Genomic DNA, 15,721 nt, shown 5'->3' on the forward strand with positions numbered 1-15,721 from the left:
GGTCTGGTTGTCGGCGGCGGTGGTGAAGACCTGGCTCTTCTTGGCGGGGATGGTGGTGTTGCGCTCGATGAGCTTGGTCATGACGCCGCCCATGGTCTCGATGCCCAGGGAGAGGGGGGTGACGTCCAGCAGCAGCAGACCCTTCACGTCGCCCACCAGCACGCCGCCCTGAATGGCGGCGCCGATGGCCACGCACTCGTCGGGGTTGATGCCCTTGAAGCCCTCCTTGCCGGTGAGCTTCTTGACCATCTCCTGGACGGCGGGGATGCGGCTGGAGCCGCCCACCAGCAGGACCTTGGAGATGTCGCTCTGGCTCAGGCCGGCGTCACTCATGGCCTGGCGGACCGGGCCGGCGGTGCGCTCCACCAGATTGGCGGTGAGCTGGTCGAACTTGGCCCGGGTGAGGGTCAGGTCCAGGTGCTTGGGCCCGGTGGCATCGGCGGTGATATAGGGCAGGTTGATGTTGGAGCTGGCGACGCCGGAGAGCTCAATCTTGGCCTTCTCGGCGGCCTCCTTGAGCCTCTGCATGGCCACCTTGTCGGCGGAGAGGTCGATGCCGTTGGCGCTCTTGAACTCGGAGACCATCCAGTCCATGACGGCCTGGTCGAAGTCGTCGCCGCCCAGGTGGGTGTCGCCGGAGGTGGAGAGGACCTCGATGACGCCGTCGCCGATCTCCAGAATGGAGACGTCGAAGGTGCCGCCGCCCAGGTCGTAGACCATGATCTTCTGGTCCTGCTTCTCCTTGTCCACGCCGTAGGCCACGGCGGCGGCGGTGGGCTCGTTGATGATCCGCTTGACGTCCAGGCCGGCGATGCGCCCGGCGTCCTTGGTGGCCTGCCGCTGGGCGTCGTTGAAGTAGGCGGGGACGGTGATGACCGCCTCGGTGACGCTCTGGCCCAGATAGGCTTCGGCGTCGGCCTTGAGCTTCTGGAGAATCATGGCGGAGATCTCCTGGGGGGTGTAGGCCTTGCCGTCGATGGTCACCTTTTCCGAGGTGCCCATCTTCCGCTTGATGGACATGATGGTCCGGTCGGGGTTTGTGATGGCCTGGCGCTTGGCCACCTGGCCCACCATCCGCTCGCCGTCCTTGGAGAAGGCCACCACCGAGGGGGTGGTGCGGTTGCCCTCCGCGTTGGGGATGACAACGGGTTCGCCGCCCTCCATGACGGCCACGCAGGAGTTGGTTGTACCGAGGTCGATACCGATGATTTTAGACATAACTGATTCCTCCAATATATCGTAACATTTTTATTTTATCCGAACAGTTCGGGGAAAATCAAAGGAAGCGGTCACGCTGTGCGCCCTCCGCGGCGGCGGCCCCCCTCCGACTGCGCAAGCCGGCCTCCGGGGCTTGGGCCCTCCGGTCCGTTTGCTCCGCTGCGGGTCTTCGCCGCCTGTTCCCGGGCGCTCCGCGCTTCTTGCTAATTGGCCACCTTCACCATGGCGAAACGGATGACCTTCTCCCCCAGCTTGAAGCCGGTCTGGAAGACCTCCACAATGGTGTTCTCCCCCACGCTCTCGTCCTCCACATGCATCACAGCGTTGTGGAGGGCGGGGTCGAAGGTCTCTCCCAGGGCGGGAATCTCCTCGATGCCCAGCTTGGTGAGAATCTCCTTGAGGCCGTTCATGGTCATCTCCACGCCCTTGGCGTAGGCGGCGTCGGCGGTCGCCTGCTTGAGAGCCCGGTCCAGGTTGTCGTAGACCGGCAGGAAGGCCAGCACCGCGTCGCTCTTGGCGTCGGCGTAGATGCTCTCCTTCTCCTTCTGGCTGCGCTTGCGGAAGTTGTCGTACTCGGCGGCCAGGCGCAGGTACTTGATCTCTTTTTCGTCCAGCTCAGTCTTCAAGGCTTCCAGCTCCTCCATCAGCGGATCGGGCTCGGGGGCGGGCTCCGCCGCCGGGGCCGCCTCCTCCGCGGGGACCGCCTCCTGGACGGGTTCCTGCTTCTTTTCTTTCTTTTTCTCGCTCAAGGTATTACCTCCTCAGTATGGGGTGTCCCGGCCCGGCCGGGATAGGGGCTACGGCTGCTCCGTGCCCTGGTCTCCGGGGGGGAGCTCTCCCTGCTCAAAGAGGCGGGAGAGGCCGTCGGCAAAGTAGGACAGCCGGGCGGTGATCTTGGCGTAGTCCATCCGGGTGGGACCCACCACGCCGATGACCCCCCGCATCCCATCGCCGATGTCGTAACTGGCCACCACCACACTGGTATCCTTCAGGGCGTCGGCCACGTTTTCAGGTCCGATGAGAATCTCCATTGGGTCCCCCTGGGGCACCGGGAAGCGCTCGGCGTCCTGGTCCTCGCTGAGGTAGCTCATAAGAGGAGCGGCCCGCTCCAGGCTCCGGTACTCGGGGTGGGATAGGAGGTTGGCGATGCCGGCGGTATGGACCGTGCGCTGCTCCAGGTGCTCCAGCACGTCCATGGCGAAGGAGACCACCAGAGAGATGAGGCCGTAGGCCTCGCCGGCGGCGTGGGAGGCCACCCGCATGAGCTCCGGGGTGATCTCATCCAGGGTGAGGCCGGTAAAGGTGGTGTTCAGCAGGGTGTTCAAAAGCTGGAGCTGGGCCTCGTTGAGGTCGGAGGGCAGCCGCACCAGCCGGTTGCGCACCACGTTGTTGTCGGTCATCACCACGATGATGAAGGAGTCGCTGGAGACCATCAGCAGATCAAAGCGCTGGATGGTCACCCGGCTGGCCCCGGAGGAGAGGGCGAAGGCGGGGTACGAGGTGAGCTGGGAGAGCACCCGGCCGGCCTGGTCGATGACCTGGTCCAGCTCGCGCATCTTCAGGTGCAGGGCCTCGTTGAGCTTTCGGGTCTCCTGGACCGACAGGCGGTAGTCCTCCATCAGCTCGTTGACGTACACCCGGTAGCCCTTGGGGGAGGGAATCCGACCGGCGGAGGTATGGGGCTGCTCCAGCAGGCCCAGGGCCTCCAGGTCGGCCATCTCGTTGCGGATGGTAGCCGGGGAGACGTTGAGCGCCGGGTGGGAGGCGATGGTCTTGGAGCCCACCGGCTCGGCTGTGGCAATGTAGTTTTCTATGATGGCGCGGAGGATCTTCCGCTTGCGCTCGGTCAAGTCCATACCGCGCTCACCTTCTTATCGAGGTTTTAGCACTCGCACTCTCTGAGTGCTAATGTAAATCTACCACTCCTGCGAAAAAAAGTCAATAGGGTTGGTTGTAAATTAAATGTGAACAGCGGGAAAAGGACTCCGCCGCCCTGGGGATGTGGCTGGCAGGGGTGCATGGGCGTTTTCCCTAAGAGTGCGCACTTAACTTCCGAAAAAAACTGCCGATATAGATAAAGATATACTGTCAGTAGAGTGCCTGGGCTCTTCTGACAAAGCAAAGGATAGAAAGGAGCAGCAAAACATGAAGTATCACTCCATCCGCACCTCTATGATGGCGACCCTGATCCCCATGATCCTGGTGGCCATGGCAGCCTTGTCCTTTTTCGGCTACCAGGCCGCCAGAAATGCGATTGAGAGCGCCGCGCAGAACGAGATGGACCTGTGTCTCGCTCTTGCCACCGACTCCATCCAGAAATCCCTGGTCCAGAACCGTCTGGTGGCGGAGTCTGTGGCCCGGGGTGTGGAGGCGGTGCGGAACCATCTGAACACCGCGCCCGCCGGCACGGGGGCGGAGGCCGCCGTGCCCCAGGAGGACCAGGAGGCGGCCATCTACCAGGAGCTTCTGACCTCCGTGGTGGGCAGCAACGACGAGACCTTCGGCGGCGGCATCTGGTTTGAGCCCTACGCCTACCGGGCCGGACAGCAATATTTCTCCCCCTACTGTATGAGGGAGGACGGCGCTGTTGTGTATGTGGACAACTATTCTCTGGGCGAGGGCGTGTTCTACACGGACCAGGACTGGTACATCGACGCCAGGGACATCACCCAGGACGTGGTGTGGTCGGCGCCCTACTACGACGAGTATGCACAGATCTCCATGGTAACGGCTTCAGCCCCCTTCTATGAGAACGGGCAGCTTTTGGGGGTGGCCACTGCGGACATTGACCTGACCCAGATGCAGCAGATGGTGCTCTCCCTTCAGGTCCGCCAGGGGGGACGGGCCTTCCTCATTGACGGCAGCGGCACCTACATCGCCGATGAGGACAGCGCAAAGCTGCTTGCGGCCAACATCCTCCAGGACGAAAACCCCTCCATGGCGGCCCTGGGCCAGCAGATTCTCCAGCAGGGCGAGGGTACCGGCTCCTATACAGTGAACGGAGAGACCTACCTGGCCTGGTTTACCCAGATCCCAGAGAGCGGCTGGTATGTGGTCACCACCATCTCGGAGAGGGAGCTGATGGCCGAGACGGACACCCTGGCCCAGGTGCTCCTTGTGCTGTGCGCCGTCTTTGCGTCGGCCTTCCTGCTGGCGATGTTTATCTACCTTCAGTTCTATGTCATTCGGCCCTTGGGCCGTCTGGCCAACGCCACCCGGGCGTTGGCCGGCGGGGACCTGTCGGTGTCCATCCAGGTCCGCAGCCGCAGTGAGATCGGCGTGGTGGCAGACTCCCTGGAGAAGCTGGTGGCCCGCCTGCGGCACTATATCGACTACATCGGGGAGGTCTCCGGCGTGCTCCAGAGCATCGCCAAGGGGAACTTCAACTTTACCCTCCAGCAGGACTATACAGGGGAGTTCGCCGAAATGAAGGAGGGGATCCAGCAGGTGCAGGTCACGCTGTCGGACATGCTCCTATCCGTGCTGCAGGCGGCGGAGCGGGTGGAGGCCGGAGCCAGCCAGATCGCCACAGGAACCCAGACCCAGGCCCAGGGGGCCTCGGATCAGGCCTCCAGCGTGCAGGAGCTGGCTGCCTCCCTGTCTGAAATCTCCACCGAGGTGGACGCCACCGCCCACAGCATGGAGGAGGCCCAGCAGAAGATGGCCAGCGTCATGGAGGAGGCCAACGCCGGCGACCAGAAGATGGGGCACATGCTGGAGGCCATGGACGAGATCACCAAGGCCTCCCAGGAGATTGGGGCCATCATCAAGAGCATCGAGGACATCGCCTTCCAGACCAACATCCTGGCCCTGAACGCGGCGGTGGAGGCCGCCCGGGCCGGCGCCGCCGGCAAGGGCTTCGCCGTGGTGGCCGACGAGGTCCGAACCCTGGCCGGAAAGACGGCCGGCGCCTCCCAGAACACTGCGGAGCTCATCGAGCGGGCCATGGCGGCGGTGAAGAACGGCAAGCAGATCGCGGACGACACGGCGGCCTCCTTCCGCAGCGTCCACAGCGGCATTTCGGAGGTGTCGGAGCGCACCGCCCAGGTGGGCACGGAAACCGAGAAGCAGAAGGAGGCCCTCCAGCAGACCACCGCCGGCGTGGAGCGGATTTCCAGCATTGTCCAGACCAGCTCCGCCACGGCGGAGGAGAGCGCCGCGGCCAGCCAGGAGCTCTCCAGCCAGGCCCATCTGCTCAGAGAGCTCACCGGCAAGTTCATTCTTCCGGATCAAGGGGCGTGATGGGTCCGCTTCCCCTTTTTTCCAGTATAGAACCCTCCCTTCCTCCACATCCTCTTTTTATGTAAATTCTCACGATGGAGGGAGAAGACCCACTATGAAACAACTGCTCGCTGCGGCGCTGTGCGCCTGTCTGCTCTTCCAGCCCGCCGCCGCCGTCTCCGGGGCGCCGGAGGTGGCGGCGGGCTCCGCCGTTCTCATGGAGAAGGAGACCGGCGCGGTCCTGTACGAGGCCAACGCCCACGACAGGCTGGAGCCCGCCAGCGTCACCAAGGTCATGACCCTGCTGCTGGTCATGGAGGCTCTGGACGCCGGGCGCATTCAGAAGGAGGACCTGGTCACCGTCTCAGCCCGGGCCGCCTCCATGGGGGGCTCCCAGGTCTACCTCAAGGAGGGGGAGCAGATGTGTGTGGACGATCTGCTCAAGGCGGTGGCGGTGGTCTCCGGCAACGACGCCGCCGTGGCCCTGGCCGAGCGCCTTGCCGGCAGCGAGGAGGCCTTTGTGGCGCAGATGAACCAGCGGGCCGCCGAACTGGGCATGGCCGACACCAATTTTGTCAACTGCACCGGCCTCCCCGCCGCCGGCCACCTTACCAGCGCCTATGACATCGCCCTCATGTCCCGGGAACTCATTTTGAATCACCCGGACATCCGCGCCTACACCACCATCTGGATGGACGCCATCCGAGACGGGCAGTTCCAGCTCTCCAACACCAACCGGCTGGTGCGCTGGTATGAGGGCTGCACCGGCCTCAAGACCGGCTCCACCGACTCCGCCCTCTACTGCCTGTCGGCCACCGCCGAGCGGGAGGGCATGGAGCTCATCGCCGTGGTGATGAAGTCCCCCACCTCCAGCCAGCGCTTTGATTCCGCCATGGCCATGCTGAACTTCGGCTTTGCCAACTATACCCTGGTGGACGCCCGGCCCCGGGAGGCCCTCCCCCCGGTGGAGGTGGCCCTGGGGACCGTGGACACAGTCCAGCCGGTGCTGGGGCAGTCCACCCGCATTCTGGTGGAGAAGAGCCAGATTGACGCCGTCACCACCGCCGTCCGCCTCACCCAGGAGGTGGAGGCCCCGGTGGAGGCGGGGCAGAAGCTGGGCGATCTGGTGATTTCGGTGGACGGCCAGGCGCGGCAGACCATCCCCCTGGTGGCCGCCCAGGCCGTGGAGCGCATCACCCTCCCCGGCATCTTCCTCCGGCTTTTGAAGGGCCTCTTCATGGCCGGATGATCCCTCTTCGCGCCAGGCGGCACATGGACAAAGGGCCATGTGCCGCTTTCTCTTGGAACGGCGCGGCCCGCCGCTCCCGCGCCGCAGGCAGAACCGCGGGACCCCTTGGACCTGGCCAGAGGGCGCCTTTGGCGTGAGCTGCATCCATTCTCCATAAAATTTCTGTTTGCGAGGAAACAGCGCCTTGACGCAGGTTCATTTATGTTGTATAATTCACACAAAACAGGAAAAGTAAAATTTATGCCTGTTAGTTGGATTGACAATCATCGAGACGAGGATTTGCCATAATTTGGATAATATTACCAAGGAAAAGAGGCGATTGCAAATGGATCGCAAAGGAGCGCCCGCCTCCGGGCAGGAGCGGATGATTGAGGCGTATACCACCGGCACGGCCCTTCGGGCCTGGACGTATATGGGCTCCCACGCCCAGGAGCGGGAGGGGGTCCAGGGCTATGTCTTCCGAGTCTGGGCCCCCCACGCCCTGGAGGTCTCGGTGGTGGGGGATTTCAACGGCTGGGCGCACGGCCAGGCCCCCATGACCCCCCTGGGGGGCGGCCTGTGGGAGGGCTTTGTCCCCGGACTTGCCCGGTACGATACCTATAAATATTCGGTCAAGGCGGCGGACGGCCGGCTGCTGATGAAGTCCGACCCCTACGCCTTCCACGCCGAGACCCGGCCCAGCACCGCCTCCAAGCTCTACGAGCTGGGGGACTACCAGTGGAACGACCAGTCCTGGCTGGACTACCGGAAGAAAAACCCCGTCTACCACCGGCCTTTGAACATCTACGAGGTCCATCTGGGCTCCTGGCGGCGGACCGGGGAGGGGGAATTCCTCTCCTACCGGGGCATCGCCGACTACCTGGTGCCCTATGTGAAGGAGATGGGCTTCACCCATGTGGAGTTCATGCCCCTCACCGAGCATCCCCTGGACGACTCCTGGGGCTACCAATGTACCGGCTATTTCGCCGCCACCAGCCGCTTCGGCACCCCCGACGACCTGATGTACCTCATCGACCAGCTCCATCAGGCCGGGGTCGGGGTCATTCTGGACTGGGTCCCCGCCCACTTCCCCAAGGACGCTTTCGGCCTCTACGAGTTTGACGGCCAGCCCTGCTATGAGTACGAGGACATGCGCAAGGGGGAGCACGCCGACTGGGGCACCCGGGTCTTCGACTACGGCCGCAGCGAGGTGCGCTCCTTCCTCTTCTCCTCCGCTCTCTTCTGGCTGGAGCAGTACCATATCGACGGCCTGCGGGTGGACGCGGTGGCCTCCATGCTCTACCTGGACTACGGCCGGCAGGGTGGCGAGTGGGTCCCTAATATCCACGGCGGCAACGAGAACCTGGAGGCTGTGGACTTCCTCCAGCGGCTCAACGAGCACATCTTCGCCGCGCACGGCGACGTACTCATGATCGCCGAGGAGTCCACCGCCTGGGCCAAGGTCTCCCACCCAGTCAGCGAGGGGGGGCTGGGCTTCAACCTCAAGTGGAACATGGGCTGGATGAACGACGTGCTCCACTATATGAAGCTGGACCCCTACTTCCGGCAGTACAACCACCGGGACATCACCTTCTCCTTCTTCTACGCCTTTTCCGAAAACTTCATTCTGCCCCTCTCCCACGACGAGGTGGTGCATATGAAGGGCTCCCTGCTGAATAAAATGCCGGGGACCTATGAGGAAAAGTTCCCCGGGGTCCGGGTCTTCTACACCTACATGCTCACCCACCCGGGCAAAAAGCTGCTGATGATGGGCAGCGAGTTCGGCCAGTGGAACGAGTGGCACTTTGAATACTCCCTGGACTGGCACCTGCTGGGCAACGAGATCAACCGCCAGACCCAGGCGTTCTTCAAGGCCGCCAACCACTTCTACCTGGCGGAGAAGGCTCTCTGGCAGGAGGACTTCTCCTGGGAGGGCTTCGAGTGGCTCTACGCCGACGACGCCCAGGCCAACACCATCTCCTTCCTGCGCAAGGACGACAAGGGGGACTTCCTGGTGGTGGTTTGCAACTTCTCCCCCGTGGACCGGACCGGCTACCGGGTGGGGGTGCCGGTGCCCGGGGCCTATACCTGCGTGTTCAACAGCGACGCCGCCGCCTACGGGGGCCAGGGCCGGGGGGACCAGGAGCCCGTGCGGAGCACCTACACCCCCTGTCACGACCGGGAGCAGTCCATCGTTATCACCCTGCCCCCCATGAGCGCCGTCATCTATAAGTGCACCCGCCGCTTCCCCGCCCGGCGGAAGAAGGCCCAGACCAAGCTGGCGGTGAAAGCCGCCGCCCCCAAGCCTGCTGTGCGGAAGCGGGGGGCCAAGCCAGCCCTCAAGGAGGCATCCCCCCACCCCGCCGTCCAGACCCCGGCGCCCAAGCCGGCGGTCCGGGAAAAGCCCCCCAAGCCCGCCGTGAAGGAAGCGGCATCCAAGCCCGTCCTCCGGGAGAAGGGGGCGAAGCCCGCCCGCCGGGTCCAGGCCGCCCCGCCGGCGAAGCAGGAGCGGGTCCAAAGCGCCGCCAAAAAGGCGGGGGACCCCGGAGAAACCTGAGACGATTCCACTTCCTATAAGAGGTGATCTGAGATGAAAAAAGAATGTGTCGCCATGCTCTTAGCGGGCGGCCAGGGCAGCCGGCTGCGGGCCCTGACATCCAGGGTGGCCAAGCCTGCCGTCCCCTTTGGGGGCAAATACCGCATCATCGACTTCCCCCTGAGCAACTGCGTCAATTCCGGCATCGACACCGTGGGCGTCCTCACCCAGTACCAGCCCCTGGAGCTCAACGCCTATATCGGCAACGGCCAGCCCTGGGACCTGGACCGCTCCGACGGGGGGGTCCACATTCTGCCCCCCTATGTCACCGAGGGGGATAAGGGCACCTGGTACAAGGGCACCGCCAACGCCATCTACCAGAACATGGGCTTCATCTCCCTGTACGACCCGGACTATGTCCTCATCCTCTCCGGCGACCACATCTATAAGATGGACTATGGGCAGATGCTGGAGCACCACAAGGCCCGGGAGGCCGTGTGCACCATCTCGGTCATGGAGGTGCCCCTGGAGGAGGCCTCCCGGTTCGGCATCATGAACGTGGACGGGGAGGACATGATCTACGAGTTTGAGGAGAAGCCCAAGAAGCCCAAGAGCAACCTGGCCTCCATGGGCATCTACATTTTCAACTGGAAGCAGCTCCAGGAGTACCTCATCGCCGACGAGGCCGACGAGAAGTCGGCCAACGACTTCGGCAAGAACATCATCCCCGCCATGCTGTCCAACGGGGAGCGGCTGGCCGCCTACCGCTTCTCCGGCTACTGGAAGGACGTGGGCACCATCGACTCCCTCTGGGACGCCAATATGGACCTGCTCTCAGTCCACAGCGGCATCGCCCCCTATGATACCGAGTGGCCCATCTACGCCCGGACCCCCACCCGTCCCCCCCACTTCACCGGGCCCAACGCCGTAATTCGCCACTCCCTGATGACCGGCGGCAGCGTGGTGGACGGGGAGGTGGAGAACTCCGTCCTCTTCCACTCGGTGACGGTGGAGAAGGGAGCCAAGGTGCGCTACTCCATCCTCATGCCCGGGGCGGTGGTGAGGGAGGGGGCCGAGGTCTCCTACGCCATTGTGGCGGAGAAGGCCGTCATCGGCGCCGGCGCCACAGTGGGCGCCCCTCCCGACCCGGAACACCCCTCTGAGGACTGGGGCATCGCCGTGGTGGCCGAGGGCATCAAGGTGGGCGACGGGGCTGCGGTGGCCCCCAAGGCCATGGTCACCCGGAATGTGAAAGGAGGTGGGGCGAAATGACCAACAAGCTCCACGGCATTCTCTTTGCCTACCGCTCCAACCCCCAGCTCCGGGAGCTCTCCCAGCCCCGGAACACCTGCTCCATCCCCTACGGCGGCCGCTACCGGGTGGTGGACTTCATGCTCTCCAACATGGTCAACGCCGGCATCTCCGACGTGGGCCTCATTGTCCACGCCAACTACCAGTCCCTTCTCGACCATGTGGGCTCCGGAAAGGACTGGGACTTGAGCCGCAAGCACGGCGGCCTGCGCATCCTGCCCCCCTTCGGCTACGCCGACAAGCGCCGGGACGGGGACTACCGGGGGCGCATGGACGCCCTGGCGGGGGTCTATTCCTACTTAGAGCGCATCCGGCAGGACTATGTGGTCCTGGCCGGCGGCGACGTGGCGGTGAACCTGGACCTGGACGACATCTTCAACCAGCACGTCCGCACCGGGGCCGACATCACCGCCGTGTGCACCCCCGTGCCCCGGGGGGACCCCCGGGAGTCCGACTACTTCACCGTGGACGAAAACAGCGTCATCACCGATGTGTCGGTCCACCCCATCAACCCCCTGGGCTGCGAGTCCATGGAGGTCTATATCATGAGCAAGGACCTCCTCATCTCCCTGGTGGAGCACTGCATCGCCCACAACATCCCCTCCTTCAGCCAGGGGGTGCTGCTGAACCTGGGGGGACGGCTCAAAATCATGTCCTACTGCTTCGAGGGGTACGCCGCCCGGCTCCAGTCGGTGGCGGGCTACTACGCCCGGAGCATGGAGCTGCTGGACCCGGCGGTCCGGGCCGACCTCTTCAACCCCCTGCACCCCATCAAGACCAAGGACCAGTCCAACCCCTCCACCTACTACGGGCCCATGTCCCTCTCCCGGAATTCCCTGATAGCCGACGGCTGCATCATCGAGGGGGAGGTGGAGAACTCCATCCTCTTTCGGGGGGTCACGGTGGAGCGGGGGGCCAAGGTTCAAAACTGCATCCTGATGCAGGGCTCGGTGGTCCACCAGGGGGCAGTGCTCAAGTATGTTATTGCCGACAAGAGCGTCCAGGTCAACGCCGGGCGGACGCTCATGGGCCACGAAACCTACCCCCTGGCCATTGCCAAGAACGCCGTGGTATAGTAAAATAGAACCCGCAAAAGCGGCGCGGCCGCCATACGGACCCCGTATGGCGGCCGCGCCCGTTGGAAGCAGAGGAGTTTTGGACAGAAAAGGAGATGTCTTATGAACATTCTATTCGCCGCTTCCGAGGTGGCGCCCTTCATCAAGACCGGCGGGCTGGCCGATGTGGCCGGCTCTCTCCCCCAGAAGCTGGCCGACATGGGCCATGACGTGAAGGTCATCCTCCCCCTCTACGAGGGAGTGGGCCAGCAGTACCGGGAGAAGATGCGCTTCCTCTTCCACTGGAGCTGCCGCCTGGCCTGGCGGACCCCCTACTGCGGCCTCTTCGAGCTGCGGGAGGGCAACATCTCCTACCTCTTCGTGGACAACGAGTACTACTTCAAGCGGGCGGAAATCTACGGCCACTATGACGACGGGGAGCGCTTCGCCTTCTTCTCCCGGGCCGTCATCGAGACCCCCGCCCACCTGGACTGGCACCCCGACGTCATTCACTGCAACGACTGGGAGACCGCCCTGGTGCCCATCTACCTGCTGGAGGAGCGGGAGCGCGTCTGGCAGCTCCGGGGCTCCAAGAGCCTGTTCACCATCCACAACATCGAGTACCAAGGCCGCTACGGCGACCAGGTCATCGAGGACCTGCTGGGCTTGAACCGCGGCTACATGAACGAGCATATGCTGGCCTACCACGGGGACGTGAACCTGATGAAGGGGGCCATCTACGCCGCCGACTATGTCACCACCGTCTCCCCCACCTACGCCCAGGAGCTCCAGTACCCCTTTTATGCCCACGGCCTAGAGGGGGTTATCGCCGACAACCGCTGGAAGCTCCGAGGCATCCTCAACGGCCTGGACATGAAGCTCTACGACCCCTCCACCGGCAGCGGCCTGGCCGCCCCCTTCACCGCCGGCGACCTCACCGGCAAGGCCGCCTGCAAGCAGGCCCTCCAGCAGGCGGTGGGCCTCCGGGAGGACCCGGAGGTGCCCATCATCGCCTGCGTCTCCCGGCTGGTGAAGCACAAGGGCTTCGAGCTGGTGGCCCAGTCCATCCACGATATCATGGGTATGAGCGTCCAGATGGTGGTGCTGGGCACCGGGGAGTGGCAGTTTGAGGAGGCCTTCCGGCAGGCCCAGAACCAGTATCCCGGCCGCTTTGCCGCCCGGCTCCAGTACTCCGCCTCCCTCTCCACCGCCATCTACGGCGGCGCCGACCTCTTCCTCATGCCCTCCATCGCCGAGCCCTGCGGCCTGAGCCAGATGATCGCCATGCGCTACGGCACCGTCCCCGTGGTCCGGGAGACCGGCGGGCTCAAGGACACCGTCATCCCCCACGGGGTCTTCGGGGACACCGGCTTCACCTTCGCCAACATCAACGCCCACGACATGGTCTGGGTGCTTGGGGAGGCGGTGGGCCTCTACTACAGCGACAAGGCCGGCTGGAAGGGCCTCCAGCGCAACGGCATGACCCGGGACTTCAGCTGGAACGCCCCGGCCCGGGAGTATGAGGACATCTACTATCAGATCACGGGCATCCCCCGCCCTACTGAGCCGCCGTCGGAGGAGCCGCCGGCCCCGGCGGCGGAGCCCATCCCCCAGGCGACGGAGGCCAAGGCCCCTGCCGGGAAGTCCGCCCGAGGGGCGGAGAAGAAGGCCGCCGCACCCAAAAAGTCCCGAAAGGCGGCCGAGAAGGCCGGCAAGCCGGGGAAAAAGGCGGCGTCCGCCCCTCCCGCCCCGGAGACACCTGCGGTCCCGGAGACACCCAAAACTCCGGAGACACCCAAAACTCCGGAAACACCCAAAACCCCGGAGCCCGATCCGGTCCCCACCACCAAGGAGAGCCCCGCCGCCGGGACGAAGCCCTCTTCCGGGAAAGAGGCCGGGGCGAAGCTCGCCGCAAAGGAGAACGCGGAGCCCGCCCCCCAGAAAGAGAAAACCGCCCCCCGGGGCGGAAGGGCCAAACAGCTGGAGAAGACGGACGAGGGCTGAGGGCCCCGGCAAATGCCGGAAGAAATGTTCATTGACAGGACAGGCGGCTGTGTGATAGACTCATGGCGCCTGAAAAGCGTCCCACAGGCACGGAAACGGCGGGACCTTGTCCCGCCGTTTCCATCGGCCTGTGATTTTATTTGAAATGGAGACTGGGTCAATGCCTACAAAATATACAAAGAAGGAACTGGAGCAGCAGATTATCGGCAAGCTCCGGCGGAATTTCGGCCGAGAGGTGGACGAGGCCACGCCCATCCACATGTTCCGGGCCTGCGCCCTGGTGCTGCGGGATATCATGTCCGCCCGGCAGCTTGCCACCGAGAGCCGAGTGTGGGACAGCCGCGCCCGGCAGGTCCACTACCTCTCCCTGGAGTTTCTCATGGGCCGCTCTTTGGAGAAGAACGCCTTTAACCTGGGGGTTCTGCCCCAGCTCAAGGAGGCCATCGAGGACCTGGGCTTCTCCGCCCCCGACCTCTTCGAGGTGGAGCCAGACGCCGGCCTGGGCAACGGCGGCCTGGGCCGCCTGGCCGCCTGCTACCTGGAGTCCATGACCACCCTGGAGATCCCCGCCACCGGCTACTCCATCTGCTATGAGCTGGGGCTCTTCAAGCAGAAGATCGTGGACGGCCAGCAGGTGGAGCTCCCCGACAACTGGCTGGAGATCGCCGACTGCTGGCTCATCCCCAAGATGGACGAGACCGAGCGGGTCCACTTCGGCGGCCAGGTCAAGGACGTCTGGGGGGAAGACGGCAGCCACTCCGTGGCCTACGAGGGCGGCAGCGACGTGCTGGCCGTGCCCAAGGACATGGAGATCGCCGGCTACGGCACCGAGCATGTGAACATCCTCCGGCTGTGGGACGCCAAGAGCACCACCCCCCTGGATATGTCCCTCTTCTCCCGGGGCGAATACCTCAAGGCCATGGAGCAGAAGGCCATGGCCGAGTCCATCGCCAAGGTCCTCTACCCCGAGGACAACCACTACGAGGGCAAGTCCCTGCGGCTCAAGCAGCAGTATTTCTTTGTCTCCGCCACGGTCCAGAGCATCTGCCGCCAGCACAAGGCGGAGTACGGCACCCTGCGGAATTTCCACCAGAAGCACGTCATCCAGATCAACGACACCCATCCCACCCTGGTCATCCCCGAACTCATGCGGATTCTCCTGGACCAGGAGGGCTACGGCTGGGATGAGGCGTGGCATATCGTCACCAACACCGTGGCCTACACCAACCACACCGTCATGGTGGAGGCCCTGGAGCGCTGGCCCCAGCAGCTCATCCAGGACCAGGTCCCCCGGATCTGGCAGATTCTGGTGGAGATCAGCAAGCGCTATCAGGCCCAGCTCAATGACTACTTCCACGGGGATCAGTCCAAGGTCCGGGACCAGGCCATCATATGGGACGGCGAGGTCCGCATGGCCAACCTGTGCGTGTGCGCCTGCTTCGCGGTAAACGGCGTGTCCGCCCTCCACTCTGAAATTCTCAAGCGGGAAACCTTCCACGACGTCTACATCCGTACCCCGGAGAAGTTCAAAAATGTCACCAACGGCATCGACCACCGCCGCTGGCTCAGCGAGATCAACCCCCAGCTGGACGCCCTGATCCAGGAGTGCACCGGCGGGAAGGACTACCTCCTCCGGCCGGAGAAGCTGGAGGACCTGCTCCAGTACAAGGACGACGCCAGCGTCCTGGACCGCCTCGCCAAGATCAAGGCGGAGAACAAGCGGCGCTTTGCCGGCTATGTGGCCCGGGAGTCCGGGGTGCTGCTGAACACCGGGGCCATGTTCGACGTGCAGGTCAAGCGCCTTCACGAGTACAAGCGCCAGCTCCTCAACGTCCTCCACATCACCTACCTCTACCAGCAGCTCAAGAATGACCCCCACTTTGACTTCGCCCCCCGGGTCTATCTCTTTGGGGCCAAGGCCGCCCCGGGCTACAGCGTGGCCAAGGAGATCATCCACCTCATCAACTCCCTAGCCCAGGCCGTCAACCGGGACCCGGCCTGTAAGGACCGGCTCCAGGTGGTCTTTTTGGAGAACTACCGGGTCTCTCTGGCCGAGAAGCTGATGCCCGCCAGCGAGCTCAGCGAGCAGATCTCCACCGCCGGCAAGGAGGCCAGCGGCACCGGCAACATGAAGTTCATGATGAACGG

General features: G+C 64.2%; 10 protein-coding genes. 7 read left to right on the forward strand and 3 right to left on the reverse strand.

Annotated elements, in window-relative coordinates; genetic code table 11:
* From dnaK to hrcA, 3 genes are all read right to left on the reverse strand, one after another.
* The coding region (gene dnaK / locus Q0K09_RS08110; RefSeq protein ID WP_294475118.1) for a molecular chaperone DnaK at positions 1 to 1,218 on the reverse strand (1,218 nt) is incomplete at its 3' end.
* Positions 1,219 to 1,421: 203 nt separating this feature from the next.
* Positions 1,422 to 1,967: a nucleotide exchange factor GrpE gene (gene grpE, locus Q0K09_RS08115; RefSeq protein WP_294475120.1), complete on the reverse strand. Its 546-nt coding sequence runs from the start codon at positions 1,965 to 1,967 to the stop codon at positions 1,422 to 1,424.
* A gap of 48 nt (positions 1,968 to 2,015) precedes the next feature.
* The gene (gene hrcA / locus Q0K09_RS08120; protein ID WP_294475122.1) at positions 2,016 to 3,074 is read right to left on the reverse strand and encodes a heat-inducible transcriptional repressor HrcA; all 1,059 of its coding nucleotides are present in this window, start codon (positions 3,072 to 3,074) and stop codon (positions 2,016 to 2,018) included.
* A gap of 289 nt (positions 3,075 to 3,363) precedes the next feature.
* On the opposite strand from hrcA, the gene Q0K09_RS08125 reads away from it, so the two are divergent.
* The 7 genes from Q0K09_RS08125 to glgP form a co-directional block, all read left to right on the forward strand.
* Entirely contained in the window at positions 3,364 to 5,460 is a 2,097-nt protein-coding gene (locus Q0K09_RS08125; protein ID WP_294475124.1) for a methyl-accepting chemotaxis protein, read from the forward strand.
* 94 nt (positions 5,461 to 5,554) lie between these two features.
* Entirely contained in the window at positions 5,555 to 6,688 is a 1,134-nt protein-coding gene (locus tag Q0K09_RS08130; RefSeq protein WP_294475127.1) for a D-alanyl-D-alanine carboxypeptidase family protein, read from the forward strand.
* 325 nt (positions 6,689 to 7,013) lie between these two features.
* Complete coding sequence (glgB, locus tag Q0K09_RS08135; protein ID WP_294475128.1) at positions 7,014 to 9,224, forward strand: 1,4-alpha-glucan branching protein GlgB; 2,211 nt, start codon at positions 7,014 to 7,016, stop codon at positions 9,222 to 9,224.
* A gap of 33 nt (positions 9,225 to 9,257) precedes the next feature.
* Positions 9,258 to 10,475, forward strand: a complete 1,218-nt coding sequence (locus tag Q0K09_RS08140) for a glucose-1-phosphate adenylyltransferase (RefSeq protein WP_294475129.1) — start codon at positions 9,258 to 9,260, stop codon at positions 10,473 to 10,475.
* Positions 10,472 to 11,590, forward strand: a complete 1,119-nt coding sequence (gene glgD / locus Q0K09_RS08145) for a glucose-1-phosphate adenylyltransferase subunit GlgD (protein WP_294475131.1) — start codon at positions 10,472 to 10,474, stop codon at positions 11,588 to 11,590. The genes Q0K09_RS08140 and glgD overlap by 4 nt, the downstream gene beginning before the upstream one ends.
* Before the next feature lie 102 nt (positions 11,591 to 11,692).
* Entirely contained in the window at positions 11,693 to 13,573 is a 1,881-nt protein-coding gene (locus tag Q0K09_RS08150; RefSeq protein WP_294475132.1) for a glycogen/starch synthase, read from the forward strand.
* Between the two features lie 160 nt (positions 13,574 to 13,733).
* The coding region (gene glgP, locus Q0K09_RS08155; protein ID WP_294475133.1) for a glycogen/starch/alpha-glucan family phosphorylase at positions 13,734 to 15,721 on the forward strand (1,988 nt) is incomplete at its 3' end.

Source organism: uncultured Intestinimonas sp., from assembly GCF_944387725.1.
Classification (GTDB): domain Bacteria; phylum Bacillota; class Clostridia; order Oscillospirales; family Oscillospiraceae; genus Intestinimonas.